Source organism: Natrinema sp. H-ect4 (assembly GCF_041894845.1).
Lineage (GTDB): Archaea > Halobacteriota > Halobacteria > Halobacteriales > Natrialbaceae > Natrinema.
The window spans coordinates 68,874-87,878 of sequence record NZ_JBHDYC010000012.1 but is presented as its reverse complement, the minus strand read 5'-3'; the positions used below and the strand labels follow the sequence as shown (position 1 = coordinate 87,878).

Genomic DNA, 19,005 nt, shown 5'->3' with positions numbered 1-19,005 from the left:
ATCGGATACCGACGGGTATCGTCAGCGAACGCGACGCCGAGAGCCGCAATTTCGTCTCAGTAGTCGTCAGGAAGAATGGAACGGCAACCGAATGCGAAACAACCCGTGTAGCGGCGGGCCGCTACATCAGGTAGAACAGTGGGAACAGGAAGACCCACACGATGTCGACGAAGTGCCAGTAGAGACCGAAGTACTCCACCGGCATGTGATCCTCGAGGTAGGCGTCGATCGAGACGACGCGGTAGATCATGAACCCGGCGATCAGCAGGCCGAGGATGACGTGCAGCGCGTGCAGGCCGGTCGTCACGAAGTACAACGAGTACTCGATCCCGCTGAACCAGTAGTGACCGGCGTCGAACTTGCTGCTGTACTCGAAGGCCTTGACGCCCATGAACACGAATCCAAGCAGGATCGTCGCGCTGAGCGCGCCGAGCAGTCCCTTCTTGTTTCCGCGTTCTGCCATCACGTGTGCGAGGATGACCGTGAAACTCGAGGTGAGCAGGACGTACGTGTTGAACAGCCCTGCCATAGTGATCGAATCGAGGTGCCAGTTACCCCAGCCGCTGTGAATGCGCATGAAGATGTACGCACCGATCGCGGCTCCGAAGACGACGACGTCAGAGGCCAGGAAGACCCAGACGCCCATCTTTTCGTTGCTGATGCCCTCGAACGGCCAGCGTTCGGCGATCGCCATCTCGGGAGCGTCGAACTGCTCGCGGCCGAACTGGAACAGCGTGATCCCCATCAGGCCGAGCCCGAGCGCCGTCAGAATCGGATAGACGATGCTCTGGTTGGGCGCAGAGGCCAGACTCACGAAGTCGCCGACATCGCTGTGGATGTTGGACTCGACGAACGAGTAGACGTACGGTGTGATGCCGCTGAGCCCGAGGAAAAAGACGAAGGTCCCGGCACCGATGCCGGCCGGCCAGATGCTGGCGTGGTCGGCGTGTTCTTCTTCGTGGCTCTCGGCGGTCGCGGTCGCTCCGTGGGCGACGCCGCCGTCGGTCGCTGCGGGGGCGTCATCGACGAACTCGAGTCGGCCGCTCGCGTAGCTGGGGCGGTTCGGCCAGTTCTCGAGGGGCGGCGGCGAGGGGATTGCCCACTCGGCAGTTCTCGAGAACGTCCACGGGTTGTCCGGCGCGTCGGGGCCGGTCAGCAGACTCTTCCCGAGCGTGATGAACACGAGCAACACTCCCGCACCGAGGACGAACGCCCCGACGGTTGCCAGCTGGTGGTAGATCTGTGCGCTCTCAGCGTAGTGGAAGACGCGACGGGGTGTCTCCCATGCGAGGAACATCGGGAAGTACAGCAGGTTGAAGCCGAGGAAGTAGACTGCGAAGCTGAGCTTTCCGAGCCGTTCGGAGTACATCTTCCCGGTGATCTTTGGCCACCAGTAGTAGAGGCCACCGAACAGCGCGGTGACACCGGAGACCATCACGTAGTGGAAGTGAGCGACGACCCAGTAGGTCCCGCGGAACTCGTAGTCGAGGACGACGGCACCGAGGAAGACGCCGGTGATCCCGCCGAGGATGAACAACACGAGCGCCCCCAGCGAGAACAAGAACGGCGTCGTAAAGCGCACGCGACCCTTGACCATCGTGTAGATCAGCGCGAAGACCATCAGGTCGAAGGGCAGCGAGATACCGATCGTTGTCGCCATAAAGAGCGTCTTGATCGGGAGGTTGATCGTCGACAGGAACATGTGGTGCATCCAGACCAGGAAGGACTGGACGGCCACCAGGACCATCGCGATGATGACCCACTTCCGGCCGACGAGTCGTCGACCACAGAAGGTCTGGAACGTCTCGAACATGATTCCCAGCGCCGGGAAGAAGACGATGTACACCTCCGGATGGCCGAAGAACCAGAACAGGTGGGCCCACAGCAAGCTCGAGCCCTGGTCAGTGGCGAAGTACTGTGTGAGGAATAGGCGGTCGACCGACAGCAACAGGAGCGCTGCCAGCAGTGCCGCGAACGCGAACAGCATCATCCAGATGGTCAGCAGCCACGACCACGAGAACATCGGGATGTTCCAGAGACCGAGCCCTTCGGCTCGAGACCGATGCATCGTCACGAGGAAGTTTACCGACCCAATCGTGATCGACACGACGAATAAGGTCAGCGCGAGGATCGTCGCGTTACTGCCGGCAGTCGCCCCGATCGCCGGTGTATAGGTTGGAACGTTCAGCGGGGCGTACATCGTCCAGCCGCCGGAGAACGTGCCTCCCTGGAAGAACGAGATCCCCATGAGAATGCCCGAGAACAGGTAAAACCAGTAACTCAGGGCGTTCAGTCGTGGGAACGCGAGGTCTTTCGCCCCGATCTGCAGTGGCACGAAGTAGTTCGCAAACCCGCTCGCGATCGGAGAGAGGAACCAGAAGACCATTATCAGTCCGTGTGCGGAAACCGACTGATAGTACTGGTCGTTCGATAGCAGCGCGCTGCCGCCAAATTGCATGCCGCCCGACTCCCAGAGATGGGCGCGGAACAGCAAAGCGAGGACACCACCGAAGATGAGGAAGAACAGCGATGTCGTGATGTACAGGATCCCGACGTCCTTGTGGTTGGTCGTTACTAACCACCGCTTGACCGATTTCATCGGCGGGAGATCACTCATCAGGCCTCACCTCCGTCGTTCGTGTCGCTTTCATTGGTTTCACTTTCCGTCGCATTGAGATCGAGCGTGTAGGACTCGTCGACCGGACCGGTCATGTCGAACTGCTCTTCGACCGGTTCGAACTGCTGGCCGCCCTCGGTCGGTGAGATCGTTATGTTGTAGACGCCGCCCTGTTCGATGTCGCTGACGTTGCTAACCGTGATCGTCCCGTTATCGAACTGGTCGTCCGTGTAGGTCTCTTCGAAGTCCCACTCCTGACTCTCGAGGCTCATCTCGTATCCGACATCCCCGTATCCGGTTTCTTCGGAGACGGGAGTCTCGTTTCCGTCTTGAACCGTAATCGACATCGTCAGCTGCTCGTTCATCCACTCGTCGTACGCGTCGGGTTCCATGACCTGTACCTCTCCGGTCATGGAGGTGTGGAACTCGCCACAGAGCTCAAAGCACTTGATCTCGTACGTTCCGGGCTCCTCGGCTTCGAACCAGGTTTCGTCGTACTCGCCCGGGATCGCGTCGGCTTTCACCTTTTGATCGGGGATACCGAACGCGTGCCAGACGTCGCCCGATGTCACCTGGAGCCAGACTCGCTCGTCTGCGGGGACTCGGAGCCTCGACGTCGATTCGATCCCGTTGTCGTACTCGAAGTACCACGCAAAGCTGTCGCCGGTCACCTCGACGTTGAGTGCCTCTTCTTGGTTGGCGTCTCCGGGATCTTCGACGTACAGGAGCATCGTGTACGTCCAGATCACCAGTGAAATGACGATGATGGCACTGATGCCAAATGAGAGGAACAGTTTTTTGCCGCCCTTTCCGCCTGTCGGTAACTCCCCCACGGATGGCAGATCCTCGTCTTTCTCGGCGGCCTCGCCGGTATCACGGTACTTGTACGCGTTGTACAATGTGTACGCGACAACGACGATACCGACGAGCGTCCCGAGTCCGAGGAATACCACGAAGATATTCTCGAACACGTCGACGCGGGTCCGCTGCATCGGGGCAATGAGTGCGCTGTAGATTGTATTCATCTCTTTTGTCGGCCAGTTATATGTCGGACGATGGTTGCTGGGGGCACTTATCTATTTGGAAACCGCCCGGACGCGCCCGTTTCTCGAGTCAGGCTGCGGTTCGTGGTTCGATCGGCGGACCGTCCGCCGCCGTCAGTTCCCCTCATCACGATGTCGTTGGCGTCGACGACCTTTTCTTTATCGTTCTTTCGGCCGGATGACGCCCGCTAGGATGGGAATCATGGCGTAGTCAGGCGAACAAGTTCGTGTCAGCGGTGACTGTGGACGATGGCCCCGCTTGGTCGTCTATAGTAGCCACTGCAAGTCATTGCACGCCTGATCGAACGACAGCTGTCCGATCAGTGTGTGAATCGTTTCAGTGGCTACTAGAGGGCCGTTCACACCTCGGCGACCCAGACGCGAAACCCTGCCGGTAGATCATACACCTCGAGGAAGACCTCGTCGACAAACTGGGCGATCCGATTCGGGTCCGCCTTCGCGCTGATCCGGGCGTTGACCCCCTCTGCCTCCTCAGGTCGAATCAGTTCGTCGATCTTGAACGCCGAAAACTCCCCGATGACGGTCTTTAGCGTCTCCAGTTCCGCGTCGGTACAGTCGAGGTTGACCGTTCCGTCACCGAACTGGATCCACGGAACGCCCAATTCCGCGGGCGGCGCACCGTCCAAACCGTCCTCGGAACCGGGCGTCGTCTCCGTCTCGTCAGTCCCGTCTGCGTCCGCCTCGAGGACGGCGTCGTCGGCCTCGAACGTCAGAAAAGTGCTTTCGCGCTCGCGATGTGCGGCGATGGCGTCGACGTACAGTTTCCGTCGCTCAGCGGGTTCAGTCGCATCGAAGCGAGTCATAGGCGAACGGACGTCCTCGATTCTTTAAGCCTTTATGCGGTGCCCCTGAACGGAGACGTATGGCTCAGCCACGAATCCTGATCCTGGGCGCGCCCGGTGCGGGGAAAGGGACCCAGAGTGCAAAGATCACCGACGAGTTCGACGTTGATCACATCACGACCGGCGACGCGCTCCGAAACAACAAGGAGATGGATATCTCCGAGTTGGACACCGAGTACGACACGCCGGGCGAGTACATGGACCGGGGCGAACTCGTCCCCGACGAGGTCGTCAACGCCATCGTCGACGAGGCCCTCTCGCAGGCCGACGGCTTCGTTCTCGACGGCTATCCGCGGAACGTCGAACAGGCCGAGGAACTCGAGGGCATGACCGACCTCGACGTCGTCCTCTCCCTCGAGGTCGGCGAGGAGGAACTCGTCCACCGGCTGACCGGCCGCCGCATGGATCCCGAAACGGGCGACATCTACCACGTCGAGTACAACCCGCCGGAGGATCCCGACGTCGAGGCGCGCCTCGAGCAGCGAGACGACGACACCGAGGAGACCGTGCGGGAGCGACTGTCGGTCTTCCACGAGAACACCGAACCCGTTATCGAGTATTACGAGGCGGAGGGCGTGCTCGAGCGAGTCGACGGCGAGCAGGCTCCCGATGCGGTCTGGGCGGACGTGAAGGCGACGATCGAAGACGCCGCGTAGTCAGTTCTGTTCGACCTTGACTTCGTGTCTCACGACGTTAAGGTAGGTGAGTTGCGGTGGAAGATCGTATCCCTCGGGATACGCATTGAACTTGTTGCCTTCTAGACTATCATCATAGTCGAATTTTGCCGCGCTCGAATGGAGATTTGCTGAATGTACTACCAGTGATCCGTTGAATTCAGGATTAGAATGAAAAACAACTTGATAGTCGTCACCAGTTAACTCATTTGGACCTTCCCAATCGTTACTTGCCGCATAGAACGTTCCGTGGAAATATCCTTTCCAAAATTTTCCGTCCAGTTCGGACGTTCCGTACACTTGCAATTGTTTTGCACTCGGCGTGCCAGTTGACGGATCCGGGGCTACTTCTCCCTTATCCATCTCGAAATTTCCCGTTGTATATACGCGCAACGAGTTGTCTTCGCCGCCCGTATCAACAGTTAACCTAGCATCATTGTCGGACATCGTAATATTCCCATCAACGATGAGGGTCACGTTCCCATCAGAGGCATCTGCGGATATCGTATGATCGCCTTGAAGATCTATTTCGTCAGCGTAGTACGTTCCATTTTCCAAATGTTCATCGCTATCAATCACACCGAGATCCTTATTCGGATCATCCTCTATATCCTCCTGTACGTCTTCAATCATATCCTCTATAACGGGATCCATCTCGGGCATATTACCGACCCGGCCTTGGTCCCCAAACTCGTCTTTGAAGTCATCGATCTCTTCTGAATACGTAACTCCGGAATCGTATGCGCTCTCGAGGTCAATATATCCGACTTTGACTTCGACGGTACGGTTCTCGTGATCGACGTCTTGCACTGAGGTATCTCCCGCTTGATTTCGGAAATACGACTCCCAGCCGCGATAGTAGTCACTCTCGATTGTGATCGTTATGCTCTCATTTTCGACGACGTTCGCTTCCTGAAATGACATCGTCCCGTTGTGACTGAGCTGCACGTCACCAGACCCGAGGTCCTGTTGACCACTGACGGTTACAACCGGGAGATTAAGCGTTTTGGTAGTTGTATCGTAGTGAATGGACGGCGATGAGACGATTCGCGTTTCGTTACCGGTTTCACGAAATACGGTTCCAGCCTGATAAGCGAATGTCGTCCCATCCCTGCTCTTGTATTCGATGGTTCCGATCGTGAGATCAATGTCTTCCTCAAGTGCCTCTGATGTCACATTGATATGACCAGTCTCTTTTCGCACAATTGCTCCGTCCTGACCGATGTCGAAATCCATCGTTCGCGAAACATCGCTATTCAACGATGCTGTCGTTATCTCTTTACTCAACTCCGCGAACGATTGTTCGACGCGCTCGGTTTCCGATTGGTCTTCTGCGTTGGACATCATGTCGCCGGCAACGAACAGGATCCCAACACTGACCGTCGCGACCATCCCGATCAGGATGACGAGGCTGAGCACCGCCGACTGCCCGCTGTTCGAAGTGACGGTTACGCGTCCCTCGCCTCGAGAATTCATTAGAAGGTGATTATCAACATTACTTATAAATCGTTCGACTGATCAAACGCTTCAATTCCGTTCGATACCGCTTAGAGAGCGAATACGGGTGGCAGACGACGATCATCGCCTGCCATCTTTTGCTTCGTCGTATCCGGACCGGTGATGACTACCGTTCGATCCGACGCGGCCTCGTCGCTATCGAAGAAAAACACTTGTATATCGGACCCACCCTAGCACAAACCAGATGACGCGTACAGCCGAGAAGATCGACGCCCTCGTCCGCGAGGATTCCTCGATGGCGGCCGCCCTCGAGGCGATCCGCGATGAAGCCGACAGGAACGGCGGCGAGGTCCAGTGGGCCGACGTCAGCGACGACCTGACGAGCGGACAATGGGGGCGATTGATCGAGAAAGGTGTGTTAGTCGACGGCGACCAAGGGTTCGAGATCGCCGATCGCGAGGCCTACGATCGGGCACTCGACGGCGATGGCGACGGTAGCAATGCCGCAGCCGCAGCCGACGTCGACATCGACGAGGAGGAATCGAGCTGGTCGCAATGGGACAAGCTGGCCGGCGTGGGGGCGCTCCTGTTGATGCCAGGGTACTGGTTCGACTCGATCCAGAACGTCGTCGGGAACGCCGTCAACGTCTTTCTCGGACCGCTCGATGCGGCGTTACCGTTCTACGCTGTGATCCTCTCGGTCGCGCTGCTCACCGGCCTCTACTCGTCGCTGCTCCAGGCGAATCTGATGAACACGGAGGTCATGGGCAAGTATCAAGAGCGCATGAAGGCCGTCCAGAACGAACAGAAGGAGCTCCGCCAGAAGAAAAAAGACGCCGAGGACCGCGGCGCGAGCGAGGCCGAAATCGAACGCATCGAAAACGAGATCGAGAAGGCCCGCGAAGAGCAGATGGAGGCCATGGCGGACAACCTGGGCATGTTCAAAGAGCAGTTCCGCCCGATGGTTTGGATCATGCTGTTGACGATCCCGCTGTTCCTCTGGATGTACTGGACGATCCGGACGGGCGCTATCGGGGCCGCCGAAGAGACCGTTGTGATGCCCCTCGTCGGCGAGATCGAGTGGCAGGAAGGTGTGCTCGGACCGATGCAGGCGTGGATCGTCTGGTACTTCCTGTGTTCGATGGGGTTCTCCCAGCTGATTCGCAAGTCGCTGAACATCGATATGTCGCCGTCGAACGCCTGAGCTGATCCGTCAGCTCTCGACTCTCGTCTTTTTTCGTTCGTTTCGTACTGGCCGACGCGCCTCGCGCATTCAAAACCCATTTCACCTGCCCCCTCGCAGATCGACTATGTTACTCACCGTCTCAGGCCCGCCGGGAAGCGGGAAGAGCACGACCGCCGAGTTGCTCGCCGACGCCTTCGATCTCGACCACGTCAGCGGCGGTGACATCTTCCGCGACCTCGCCGACGAACGCGGCTACACCCCCCTCGAGTTCAACAAGCTCGCCGAGGAGAACGACGAGATCGACCGCGATCTCGACCGGCGGCTCCGAGAAATCGCCGTCGACGCGGACGATCTGGTGCTCGAGTCGCGACTCGCCGGCTGGCTGGCCGGCGACCAAGCCGACTTCCGATTCTGGCTCGACGCACCGGCGCGGGTCCGGGGCGAACGCATCGCCGAGCGCGAGGAGAAAGACCCCGTCCGCGCGACCGAGGAGACGAAGGCCCGCGAGGCCAGCGAGGCCCAACGCTACGAGGAGTACTACGGGATCGACATCCGGGATCTGACGATCTACGACCTCTCGGTGAACACGGCCCGCTGGGAGCCCGATGCCGTCCTCGATATGCTCGTGACCGCCGTCGAACGCTACGACGCCGCCGGCGACGAGGGGAAAGCGCTCGTCGACCTCGAGACCGACTTCTGATGACGCTCCGTGGCCCACCGGGTGAGCGCTCGCCCGCCGAGTTGCTCACCTTCGGCGTCGTCAACCTCGACAAGCCGCCCGGTCCGTCCTCGCATCAGGTCAGCGGCTGGCTCCGCGACGCCGTCGACGAGACGCTGGCCGAGCGCGGCGTCGAGTCGCGGATCGGTCGCGCTGCCCACGCAGGGACGCTCGATCCGAAGGTGACCGGCTGTCTCCCGATGATGCTCGGCGACGCGACCCGGCTCGCACAGGTCTTTCTCGAGGGGGGAAAGGAGTACGTCGCCGTTCTCGAGTGTCACGCGCCTGCTCCGGCCGACGCCGAGTCGGTCATCGCCGAGTTCGAGGGACCGATCTATCAGAAGCCGCCGCGAAAGAGCGCGGTGACCCGTCGCCTGCGCGTGCGAGAGATCTATGATCTCGAGGTGCTCGAGATCGAGGACCGTCAACTCCTCGTGCGGATGCGCTGCGAGAGCGGGACCTACGTCCGCAAACTGTGTCACGACCTCGGACTGGCGCTGGGAACGGGCGCGCACATGGGGCACCTGCGCCGGACGGCGACGGATCCGTTCGACGATCGGACGCTCCACACTACCCACGACTTCCTCGACGCGCTGGGCTTCTGGCTCGAGGACGACGATCCCGAACCGCTGTACGATGTCGTCGAGCCTGCAGAGCGCATGCTCGAGGGGATCCCGAGCGTTGTAATCGCCCGGAACGCGGCCCGCGAGGTAGCCGAGGGCGCGCCGGTCTACGCGCCGGGTGTGCTCGAGGCCGACGACGGGATCGATCGGGGAGCGCTGGTGGCCTGTTACACGCCCGACGGTGCGGCAGTGTGTCTCGGCGAACTGGTCGGCGATGTTGACGCTGAGAGCGGTGTTGTAGTGGATCTCGAACGCGTATTGGTCTGAGCGGTCTCGATCGATGGGTGGCGGAAACCCGTGTTGGAGCGGTCGCGAAACGACACTCTTAAGCGGCAGACGGGCATCGATTCAGGTACGGGACCGTGGGGTAGTGGTATCCTCTGCGGATGGGGTCCGTAGGACCCGAGTTCAATTCTCGGCGGTCCCACTTCTTCGACGCAGCACACGAGGGAGCGAAGCGACTGGAATGATGCGAGGAGAAGATGTGGGACCAGGGAGCAGCTACGCTGCGACCGTGGTCCCACTCGAAATTATCTACGTGTTCAACTTGTAGCGTCTCGCACCCTCGAGACGGCCGAAAAACCAATTCTCGGTTTCGGTATATTACCACCTAGTCGACAGACTACCGTGAGGTGGTCTGCGTGACGGTCGCGCCCTGGCCGTCGGTCGACAACTCGACGTGCAAGCACTGCGGAGCCCACGTCACTGACCACTTCTCGCGGGTTTTCGGTGACAACCGCAACCGAGCCCACCGCTGTGGTGACTGCGATACCTACGCTCGACTGAGCCGCGGCTCTGCTGCTGGCGTCGACGTTTCGATTCCGGACCCGGAGACATCGCCCGGCCGCCACGGAGGTGAGACCGATGTCTGAGCGCCTCGAGTGGCCGGACGGATTCGAGCGGACGCCGGCCAGCGAACGTGACTCCTACCCGCACGGGTTCCGCGTCTCTCGTACTCGAGCGTTCGACAACGTCCTCGAGGAGCTGCGGAAGATGGATGCCCGCAACGTGCAGGTCGAGACGACTGCACCACATACGCAAGCGCAGCCGCATCGACCGTACGCTGACCGTGATCCAGACGATCCCGGTGTTATCGTCTATTTCGAACGCAGAGGCCAGCAGTTCGCGGTTCCGTGCGATCGGTGGGACAACCTGCGGGACAACGCGCAAGCGATCGCGAAGTATCTGAACGCGAAGCGAGCCCTCGAGCGATACTGAACGCACTGTGAGTGATGAAAGAACGGCAGTCATCGAACCATCACGTGGTTGGGAAGGTGAAACGGTTGATGACCGCCACCCTATGAGAGGGGCTGGATCCGGTTGTGGAGTGCTACTGTATACACAGCACCTTTATATTAATATTGGAATTCGATCACTACAACCGGACACTGATCGCGAGGACGGTGGTTCGCGATGAGCCGGCCCGTCGAATCCGACGAGTGCGAACGATGCGGTGACCGCGTCGACGTGCATCGCCGGCTGCCCAGGGAAAAGAAGATCCCTGAAAGCGACGCCAATCAGGGAAATTTGGAGGATGATGAGCATGTTCATGATGTCGTTCTGGCGGTCGGCAGTATAGCTCATACCGATAGCTGTTGGTTACAGCCATATGAACTGTCCCACTCGACAGCATTCCCTCGAGCGGGTCAGACTCATCACGGAGACGGTCGCTCCACGATTTCGGAGACGAGAATACACGGGCCGCAACCGAGCCACAACGAATCCACGGATCCCACACTATCCTTCGCTACGAAACAGCAGTAGTTTTAAGGCACTATAAGTCAACAATCAGAATGGAAGCGACGCTCCATCCGCCGCAGGGGGCTGCGCCGAAATGCCCCGGGTGTCATAGCACCCGAGACGTGGCTTCCAAGCGGACGCTTCGAAGCCATGATTCCGTACATTCTACCGGGATATAAACGTCCCGCCCGACGGACGCATGCACCGACTCGAGCAACCACGACACCCACCACACCCAGCCTCACGACCCGATCCGGTGATCCCGATGGCCGATGAGAGCAGCGGCAGAGGCGGAAGTTCGCGCTCGCATCCGGACTGTCCGCGCTGTGGCGAACCGGTCGCGACGCTGACGGTCATCGGACCGGAGGACGGCTACGTCGGTCCCTGTGGCTGTCACATGCCGCCCGAACTGCTCCCGAATCCGGGTCTCGGGGAGTAACACCGACTCGAGGCGACGGGCTCGAGTCACACCCGTCGCTCACGGTGATGTATGGTGATCTCGGACGCGACGATTTGAACGCGACCCGCGACCGACTACGGGCGATTAACTCTCGATTCGGGCGCTATACTCGAACTCGCTGGCGCTAAGAGATTCCGAGAAGTCGATATCGAACTCGAGTTCGTACGTGTTCGACTGCTCGCCGTCGACGGTGATGTCACGCCGTTCGGTGTAGGTGTCACCGCCGGACATATCGACCTGACCGATCAGCGTGTCGGAGTTCGACGACCCGCTCGTGTTCGAGACCGCGACGGACAGGACAACGTTTCCGAACGCTGTCGTCTCCGCGGACGTGTCGTCGACGGTCAAGCCACCGCCGATCCCGCCGCCGCCGTCGCTACCGGAACAGCCCGCCAGTACCGCCATCGTCCCCACGCCGACGCCGCTGAGCATCGATCTTCGAGTGAGCCCCATCTGTCCCTCCGATTCCGCGCGACCGGCTTGGTTCCTTCGATTATGGTGGCAAATCGACACGTCGCGATCGGTGTATCCGCTGGAGCCCGGCCGAGTGCGTCCCGTTCGTCGAGACGGCTCACCACAGCGGCCCTGATCGAAACAGATGGTGGCACGGCCTTCGAACTCCCGCCCGTCGAACGATCGCTCGAGCAGTCGGCGAGTTCGGCTGTCTGATGCGCGTCTGCCGCGTGGCTGCCAGCCGTCAGTACCGTATCGAGCGAATTATTACGATCCTCGTTGCCGCCCGTCATATGTCAGCAACGATTCCGACCAGCATGAGGGTGGTACAGGGGGTGGCGGCACACGAGGGGACCGATCCGATGGATCTCGAGCCGCCGTTGCACGCGGTCATCGATACGGACGCACTCGACGCGCTGTTTCGTCCGGCAGAGGACCCGAACGCGGTTGCGTCATCGGTCGAGTTCACGTACCGGGGAAAACACGTGTCCGTCGATAGCGCGGGTCGTGTCGATGTGACGGAGAACGACACCGACCGAACCGAATCGACCGGGACCGGTCCGGGACGGTAGTCGACGAGTCCGATCGGATGCCGTCGACGGCCGCGTCGCGAGTCAGCCGTCCACGGTGACGGCGGATGTCGACGGCGTGAACATGTGCTCGTCGAGATAGCCCCAGTCGTCGAAGGTTCGGGGCCCGGATTCCGAGGAGAAGCCGTAGAACGCTCGCGGTGCGTCGTAGTTCATGACGCTCGTGTAACTCCGGAAGCTGTACCTGGCGCTGTCGATCCCGTCGAAGTCAGTGTTCGACAGCCCGAGCGAGTGGCCCAGTTCGTGCATCACGGTCGACCCGGTGTGGTCGTCGCCCCACTGGTCTTCGACCATCATCGTTCCGAGTCCGGCCTTGCCGATGACGTTCCCGCGCGCGGTATCGCCGGCGACGTTCTCGACGATGGCCAGATAGTGATATCCCTCCCCCGCCCGGTCGAAGTACCGCGATCGGTACTCGGTCAGTTGGCCGACGTCGGTCGACGATTCACGGGGAATCGTGTTGCTATAGACGACGTGCAGGTCCGCGCCGGACGATCCGTCGGGGTTCTCGAGCGGCGCGGTGTCGAACTCGTCGACGACCCGTTCGATCTCGGCGCGCTCGAGGTCGACCCCTTCCATCCGGTTGAGTTCGACGTAAATGTCGGTGCGAAGCGGGTCGGCGTCGGGATACAGGTCCTGACGGTGGACCTCCGCGCCGTCCGCGAGCCCGTCGCCGTCCGTGTCCGACTCGAGCGGATCCGTCCCGTGCTCGTTGACTTCCGCGCCGTCGTCGAGTCCGTCACCGTCCGTATCGGCCGCGGTCGGATCGGTGTCGTACTCGCCGATCTCGGGGCCGTCCGCGAGCCCGTCGCCGTCCGTATCCGCCGCGAGCGGATCCGTCCCGTACGTCTCGAGTTCGTCGGGATCGGACAGTCCGTCGTCGTCGGAATCACTCGTCAACGGATTCGTCCCGTGCTGGCGGACCTCCGTCCCGTCGTCGATGCCGTCTCCGTCAGTGTCCGCCGCGAGCGGGTCCGTCTCGTAGTCGCGAACTTCCGGGCCGTCGTCGAGACCATCTCCGTCGGTGTCCGCCACAGCGGGGTCGGTCTCGTGGTCGCTGATCTCCGCACTGTCGTCGAGTCCGTCGCCGTCGGTGTCCGCCTCAAGCGGATCCGTCTCGTAGTCGTGCACCTCCGTTCCGTCCGCGAGCCCGTCACCGTCCGTATCCGCGACGGTCGGGTCGGTCCCGCGTCGCTTTTCCGCGCCGTCGTCGAGTCCGTCACCGTCGGTGTCGTCGTCGAACGGGGCGGTTCCGTCGCGGAGTTCCACCAGCATCGGCTCTCCGTCGCCGTCGGGATCGACGACCGTCGCTCCGGCGACGACTCCGGTCGTCAGCAATCCGACGAGAAGAACGAGAACAGTGAGTAGCCGCGAAGATCGCATTTCCTGAACGTCTCGAACGGAAGAATAACTATATTGTGGCTATTCGCGAGCGGAACCGATCTACCCCTGCGGCGGTCCAGGACTGATGGGACGCAAACCACCTGCCGTTTCACTTTCACCCCGCTGTCCAAACCCTCTTACACGCCGGTCCCGGAGACGACGGTAATGGACGGGAACGAGCGCCTCGAGTTGCCGGTCGCCGACGACGCCCTCCCTTTCGATCCCGCCGCTGCGACGATCGAAGACGTCGCCGTCTTCGACCTCCTCGAGCCGGCGGTCCAGGAGTGGTGGCTCGCGGAGTTCGGCGAGTTCGTTCCCGAGAACGACGGGTTCTTCACGCCGCCACAGCGGGGCGCGATCCCGAAGATCCACGACGGAACGAACACCTTGGTCTGTGCGCCGACTGGCAGCGGCAAGACCCAGGCCAGTTTCTGTGCGATCATCAACGAACTGTTCAAACGCGAGAAGGCGAGCGGGCTCGAAAACTCGGTCTACTGTCTCTACGTCTCCCCGCTCAAGTCCCTCGCGAACGACATTCACCGCAATCTCGAGGTGCCACTCGAGGGAATCGAGGAAATCGTCGCCGAACGCGACGGCGACGAGTCGATGGGCGAGATCCGCCACGCCATTCGCCACGGTGACACCTCCTCGAGCGACCGACAGAAGATGCTCACGGAGACGCCCCACATCCTCAACACGACTCCCGAGACGCTCGCGATCCTCCTCAATTCGCCCAAGTTCCGCGAGAAACTCCGCACCGTCGAGTACGTCATTGTCGACGAGATACACTCGCTGGCGGCGGGCAAGCGAGGGACGCACCTCTCGGTGAGCCTCGAGCGACTCGAGGCGATGGCCGCGTGCGACATCACCAGGATCGGTTGTTCCGCGACGATCGAGCCGCTGGATCGCGTGGCGGAATTTCTGGTCGGCTGTGAGGAATCCGGTGGGGACGAGACGGGACGCGTTCGGGATTCGGACGGCGATTTTCGCAGCCCGACCGCACCGCCCGCGGACCACGCGAGCGGTGAGGGCCCCGATCGAAGTGACCGCCCCGACGATTCGAACGAGAGTGAGAGTGAACGCCCCGGACGCGAGCGGGAGGATCGCACGGAGACGGAGACCGACGTGACCCGCGAGCCCCGCGACTACGAGATCGTCGACGCCCGCTTCGCCCGGGAGTTCGATCTCCAACTCGAGTGCCCGACGGACGACCTGATCAACACGTCCCGCGAGGTCGTCCAGGAGCGATTCTACCGGATGCTTCACGACCACGTCCAGGGACACACGAACACACTCGTCTTCACCAACACGCGCTCGGGCGCGGAACGCGTCCTCCACAACCTCCGGGAGCGATTCGACGCCTACGACGAGGAGAACTCGGGCTGTCACCACGGGAGCCTCTCGAAGGAGGTCCGACAGGACATCGAGGGGCGGCTGAAAGACGGCGACCTCGACGTGGTCACCTCCTCGACGAGCCTCGAGCTGGGAATCGACATGCCCCACGTCGATCTGGTTGTACAGGTCGGCTCGCCCAAGTCCGTCGCCGCCTTGCTCCAGCGGGTCGGGCGGGCGGGCCACCGCGTCGGCCAGACCGTCACCGGCCGGGTGATTGCCCTCGACCGGGACGAACTCATCGAGTGTGCGGTCATGCTCAAGACGGCCGCGGAGGGGTTCGTCGACTCCGTGTCGATCCCCGAGAACGCCCAGGACGTAGCCGCCCAGCACGTCTACGGGATGGCGATCGCCGAGATCAGACCTGAGTCCGAACTGAAAGCGATCCTCCGGCGGGCGTACCCCTACCGCAACTACTCCGAAGCCGAGTACGAGTCGCTCATGCGATACCTGACGGCCGAATACGCCGGCCTCGAGGATCGTAACGTCTACGCGAAGGTCTGGCGCGACGAGAACGACCCGCCCGACGGCGAACACCACTACGAGGAGTACCCGGTCGGCGAGCGCCTGATCGGCAAGCGTGGCCGGCTCGCGCGGGTCATCTACATGACCAACATCGGGACGATTCCGGACTCCTTTACCTGCGATGTCAAGACGCGCGCGGGCGACGAGTGGGTCGGCCAGCTGGACGAGTCCTACCTCGACACCCTCGAGAAAGGCGACGTCTTCGTCCTCGGCGGCGATCATTTCGAGTACAGCTACCGCCGCGGGTCGAAGGTCTACGTCGACCGCACGAGCGCCCGACCGACCGTCCCCTCGTGGTACTCCGAGCGGCTCCCTCTCTCCTATGACCTGGGCTGTGAGATACTCGATTTTCAGGGGGAACTTCTCGCACACTACGAGGACGGCGGTCCCCCGCGGGTCCGCGCGTGGCTCCGGGAATTCCCGCTGGACGACGACAGCGTCCGCGCGGTCGCCCGCCTGTTCGAGTACCAGTGTCGGTACGCCGGCACGGCGAGCGTGAGCACGCCCGACCGGCTCGCGATCGAGGTCGTCCGCGACCGCGAGGAGTACGAACGCCACTACTACGTCCACTCGAATTACGGGCGCAAGGTCAACGACGGGTTTTCCCGGCTGCTCGCGTACCGCTGTGCGCAGGAGGCGACGGCCAACGTCCGCGTGGCGGTCGCGGACAACGGCTTCGTCCTCTCGATGCCGCTCAACCGAAAAGTCGACATCGAGGGCGTCATCGACGACCTCGAGCCCGACGACGTGCGTTCGGATCTCCGGGCGTCGCTATCGGGAACTGACCTCCTCCAGCGCTACTTCCGGATCAACGCGACTCGGTCGCTGATGATCCTCAAGCGCTACAAGGGCTACGAGAAGTCCGCGAGCGAACAGCAGGTCTCCAGCGAGATGCTGCTGGGGTTCGCCGAGGAACTCGAGAACTTCGCCGTGATCGAGGAGACCTACCGCGAGATCCTCGAGGACAAGCTGAACGTCGCGGAAATCGAGGGCATCGTCGATGCGATCGACGCAGGCGAGCTCGCGGTCTCGCGACACCTCCTCGATTCGCCGACGCCACGGGCGTTCGGTCTCGCGACGCTCTCGGCCAGCGACGTGGTCCTCGCCGAGGACGAGAGCGCCGCGCTCCAGTCGTTTCACGATCGCGTTCTCGAGGAGATCGGCGAGGAGTCGCTGGCGGGGCTGTCGACGGGTCCGGAGGGAGAGTAACGGAGACTGCGTTACCAACGGTAGCTCTCGCCCAAACTGACTTTGTGTTGGAAACTGAAGTGGTGGTGTATCACCGATGATGCGCCAGACAATTCCACGCGAAGGTGCCGACGATCGGTATCGTGAATCCAACGGCGTGATCCGCCGTCCACTGAACAGCCGTCAGAACGGGGTGCGATAGATGGTCGATCACGAGACCTGGAGCGACGAGCAGTCGACGACGACGGTCTCGGTCGATGGCCGGGATCTCGAGGTGGCCTACCATGACACCGGTCCCGACGAGAACGAGGGCCCGCCGGTCGTCTTCGTTCACGGCATTCCGACCTGGTCGTTCCTCTGGCGGGATATCGTGCCGGCGGTCGCCGAGGATCGACGCACGATCGCACTCGACATGGTTGGCTACGGCAACTCCGTGATGAGCGACGACTTCGACCGCTCGATTCGCGCACAGGAGGAGATGCTCGAGGCCCTGCTCGCGGACCTCGCTATCGATCGAATCGCGCTCGTTGCCCACGACATCGGCGGCGGCGTCGCCCTGCGCTTTGCCGCGCACAATCCCGATGTGGTTGAGCGACTCGTCCTCTCGAATGCGGTCTGTTATGACTCCTGGCCGGTCGAGTTCGTCTCGAATCTGGGCCTTCCGTCGACGGCCAATCTCGAGCGCGAGGAACTCGAGGGGCGCCTCGATTCGGCGTTCGTCGAGGGTGCCTACGGCGAGGCCGATCCCGAGTTCGTCGACGGGATGAAAGCGCCGTGGCTGACCGACGAGGGCCACGTCTCGCTGGTCCGCGATGCCGTCGCGACGAACACCAACCATACGACCGAGATCGACTACGAGGCGATCACCGCGGAGACGCTACTGCTGTGGGGCGAAGACGACGTGATGCAGCCCTACGCCTACGCCGAACGATTGGCCGAGGATATCCCGGACGCGGAACTCACACCGCTGTCTGATGCCTACCACTGGGTGCCTGAGGACCGATCCGACGCCTACGCCGACCGCCTCCGCGAGTTCCTGTCGGGAACGGAAGTGTAACAGTATGTCAGCTACGACACTCACGCACGTATGAGTGGTGACCAACCAACCTGGGATTTCAAAGATCGCGACATCGCGATCCTCTGTGAACTCTCGGACGATCCACAGTTGTCCTCTCGGGAACTCACGCAGGTGCTCGAGGAGGAGTACGATATCGACGTCTCCCACGTCACCGTCAGCGAGTCGATCCGACGGATGCGCGACGAGGGGGTCTTTCGTGAGGCGATCATTCCCAACGAGGAGTACTACATCTTCGCGCTGTTCGAGTTCAAGTTCAATCCGGAGAACTTCGCCGATAGCTGGCGCGACGCGATGGAGTACATCAAGGCGGACAAACACACCCTGTTTTTCTTCCTCTCGGACGGGGAGTACCAGTGGAAGACCGTGATGATGTTCCGCGACCGACAGGAGGTCTCCCAGTGGATCCACAAGTGCTATACCGAATACGGCGACGTCATCGCGAACGTCCGCAATTCGGCGGTTCACAACGTCCTCAAGTTCCAGACCGATCCGCGGATCTACGAGGATCTCCGAAAAGAACGCAACGAGCGGTGACCGTCCCGTTCGGGGTCGTTTAGATGAGAGACGGGACCGCTAGTCCCGAAACAGCCGGTAGGTTGTCCGACCGACAGCGGCCTCGCCGTCTGCTCCTATGACTGTGACGTCGGTAACGCCGGTCGAGCCGCCAGCCCGGAGCACTTCGGCTTCGGCTCGCAGGTCGCCGGTCGCCGGCCGAAGATAGGAGACGTTGAGATCGGTTGTCGTCAGAAAGGCCTCGCTCGGGTTCTCGAACGTGGTGCGGAGCGCGAACGCGCTCGAAGTGTCGACTAACGTCGCGACGATACCGCCGTGGACCGGATCGTGACCGTCGGCGCCGATGGGGTTCTCGAAGTCCTCGTTTCGTTCGATGGCGAGGACAGCCCGTCCGTCCGCGAGGTGTTCGACCTCGATGTCGAGCCACGAGAGGTAGCCGTGACGCTGGACGAACGACGCCCACTCCGGCCATCCGGATGGCTCGTCCGGCCCGCCGGTCAT

Annotated in this window: 18 protein-coding genes and 1 tRNA gene; 12 read left to right on the top strand and 7 right to left on the bottom strand. The window is 61.5% G+C overall.

Going from position 1 to position 19,005, the window contains the following annotated elements:
- Nucleotides 1-121: 121 nt before the first annotated feature.
- The 3 genes from ACEWFR_RS16100 to ACEWFR_RS16090 form a co-directional block, all read right to left on the bottom strand.
- Entirely contained in the window at nt 122-2,617 is a 2,496-nt protein-coding gene (locus tag ACEWFR_RS16100) for a cbb3-type cytochrome c oxidase subunit I (RefSeq protein ID WP_374062021.1), read from the bottom strand.
- Nucleotides 2,617-3,642 carry a cytochrome c oxidase subunit II gene (coxB, locus tag ACEWFR_RS16095; RefSeq protein WP_374062020.1) on the bottom strand — a complete coding sequence of 342 codons (1,026 nt, stop codon included), beginning with the start codon at nt 3,640-3,642 and terminating at the stop codon, nt 2,617-2,619. The genes ACEWFR_RS16100 and coxB overlap by 1 nt, the downstream gene beginning before the upstream one ends.
- Nucleotides 3,643-4,019: 377 nt before the next feature.
- Nucleotides 4,020-4,484 (bottom strand): hypothetical protein, encoded by a 465-nt coding sequence (locus ACEWFR_RS16090; RefSeq protein WP_374062019.1) that lies wholly within the window; start codon nt 4,482-4,484, stop codon nt 4,020-4,022.
- A gap of 59 nt (nt 4,485-4,543) precedes the next feature.
- Between ACEWFR_RS16090 and ACEWFR_RS16085 the strand changes: the two genes are divergently transcribed.
- Complete coding sequence (locus ACEWFR_RS16085) at nt 4,544-5,179, top strand: adenylate kinase (protein WP_374062018.1); 636 nt, start codon at nt 4,544-4,546, stop codon at nt 5,177-5,179.
- Here ACEWFR_RS16085 and ACEWFR_RS16080 read toward each other — a convergent pair whose 3' ends face one another.
- Nucleotides 5,180-6,673, bottom strand: a complete 1,494-nt coding sequence (locus ACEWFR_RS16080) for a hypothetical protein (RefSeq protein WP_374062017.1) — start codon at nt 6,671-6,673, stop codon at nt 5,180-5,182.
- 226 nt (nt 6,674-6,899) lie between these two features.
- Here ACEWFR_RS16080 and ACEWFR_RS16075 point away from each other — a divergent pair, with 226 nt between their 5' ends.
- The 7 genes from ACEWFR_RS16075 (at nt 6,900) to ACEWFR_RS16045 (ending at nt 11,361) form a co-directional block, all read left to right on the top strand.
- A complete protein-coding gene (locus tag ACEWFR_RS16075; RefSeq protein ID WP_374062016.1) occupies nt 6,900-7,859 on the top strand; it encodes a DUF106 domain-containing protein in 960 nt (319 codons plus the stop codon).
- 106 nt (nt 7,860-7,965) lie between these two features.
- A complete protein-coding gene (gene cmk, locus ACEWFR_RS16070; protein ID WP_374062015.1) occupies nt 7,966-8,541 on the top strand; it encodes a (d)CMP kinase in 576 nt (191 codons plus the stop codon).
- Nucleotides 8,541-9,449 (top strand): RNA-guided pseudouridylation complex pseudouridine synthase subunit Cbf5, encoded by a 909-nt coding sequence (locus tag ACEWFR_RS16065; protein WP_374062014.1) that lies wholly within the window; start codon nt 8,541-8,543, stop codon nt 9,447-9,449. Before cmk ends, ACEWFR_RS16065 begins: the two co-directional genes overlap by 1 nt.
- Nucleotides 9,450-9,538: 89 nt before the next feature.
- Nucleotides 9,539-9,609 (top strand) — tRNA-Pro (locus ACEWFR_RS16060).
- Nucleotides 9,610-9,814: 205 nt separating this feature from the next.
- On the top strand, nt 9,815-10,054 hold the full coding sequence (locus ACEWFR_RS16055) for a hypothetical protein (protein WP_374062013.1): 240 nt from the start codon (nt 9,815-9,817) through the stop codon (nt 10,052-10,054).
- Nucleotides 10,047-10,400 (top strand): hypothetical protein, encoded by a 354-nt coding sequence (locus tag ACEWFR_RS16050; RefSeq protein WP_374062012.1) that lies wholly within the window; start codon nt 10,047-10,049, stop codon nt 10,398-10,400. Before ACEWFR_RS16055 ends, ACEWFR_RS16050 begins: the two co-directional genes overlap by 8 nt.
- 787 nt (nt 10,401-11,187) lie before the next feature.
- Nucleotides 11,188-11,361 (top strand): hypothetical protein, encoded by a 174-nt coding sequence (locus tag ACEWFR_RS16045; RefSeq protein ID WP_176548177.1) that lies wholly within the window; start codon nt 11,188-11,190, stop codon nt 11,359-11,361.
- A 105-nt stretch (nt 11,362-11,466) separates the two neighbouring features.
- Here the strand turns inward: ACEWFR_RS16045 and ACEWFR_RS16040 are convergent, their stop codons facing one another.
- Entirely contained in the window at nt 11,467-11,835 is a 369-nt protein-coding gene (locus ACEWFR_RS16040) for a hypothetical protein (protein WP_374062011.1), read from the bottom strand.
- A 293-nt stretch (nt 11,836-12,128) separates the two neighbouring features.
- Here ACEWFR_RS16040 and ACEWFR_RS16035 point away from each other — a divergent pair, with 293 nt between their 5' ends.
- The gene (locus ACEWFR_RS16035) at nt 12,129-12,407 is read left to right on the top strand and encodes a HalOD1 output domain-containing protein (protein ID WP_374062010.1); all 279 of its coding nucleotides are present in this window, start codon (nt 12,129-12,131) and stop codon (nt 12,405-12,407) included.
- 42 nt (nt 12,408-12,449) lie between these two features.
- Here the strand turns inward: ACEWFR_RS16035 and ACEWFR_RS16030 are convergent, their stop codons facing one another.
- Nucleotides 12,450-13,808 carry a hypothetical protein gene (locus tag ACEWFR_RS16030; protein WP_374062009.1) on the bottom strand — a complete coding sequence of 453 codons (1,359 nt, stop codon included), beginning with the start codon at nt 13,806-13,808 and terminating at the stop codon, nt 12,450-12,452.
- Between the two features lie 165 nt (nt 13,809-13,973).
- Between ACEWFR_RS16030 and ACEWFR_RS16025 the strand changes: the two genes are divergently transcribed.
- The 3 genes from ACEWFR_RS16025 (at nt 13,974) to ACEWFR_RS16015 (ending at nt 18,525) form a co-directional block, all read left to right on the top strand.
- Entirely contained in the window at nt 13,974-16,934 is a 2,961-nt protein-coding gene (locus ACEWFR_RS16025; protein ID WP_374062008.1) for an ATP-dependent helicase, read from the top strand.
- 181 nt (nt 16,935-17,115) lie between these two features.
- On the top strand, nt 17,116-17,970 hold the full coding sequence (locus tag ACEWFR_RS16020) for an alpha/beta fold hydrolase (RefSeq protein ID WP_374062007.1): 855 nt from the start codon (nt 17,116-17,118) through the stop codon (nt 17,968-17,970).
- Between the two features lie 30 nt (nt 17,971-18,000).
- The gene (locus tag ACEWFR_RS16015) at nt 18,001-18,525 is read left to right on the top strand and encodes an Lrp/AsnC family transcriptional regulator (RefSeq protein WP_374062006.1); all 525 of its coding nucleotides are present in this window, start codon (nt 18,001-18,003) and stop codon (nt 18,523-18,525) included.
- A gap of 39 nt (nt 18,526-18,564) precedes the next feature.
- Here the strand turns inward: ACEWFR_RS16015 and ACEWFR_RS16010 are convergent, their stop codons facing one another.
- Complete coding sequence (locus tag ACEWFR_RS16010) at nt 18,565-19,005, bottom strand: PaaI family thioesterase (RefSeq protein WP_374062005.1); 441 nt, start codon at nt 19,003-19,005, stop codon at nt 18,565-18,567.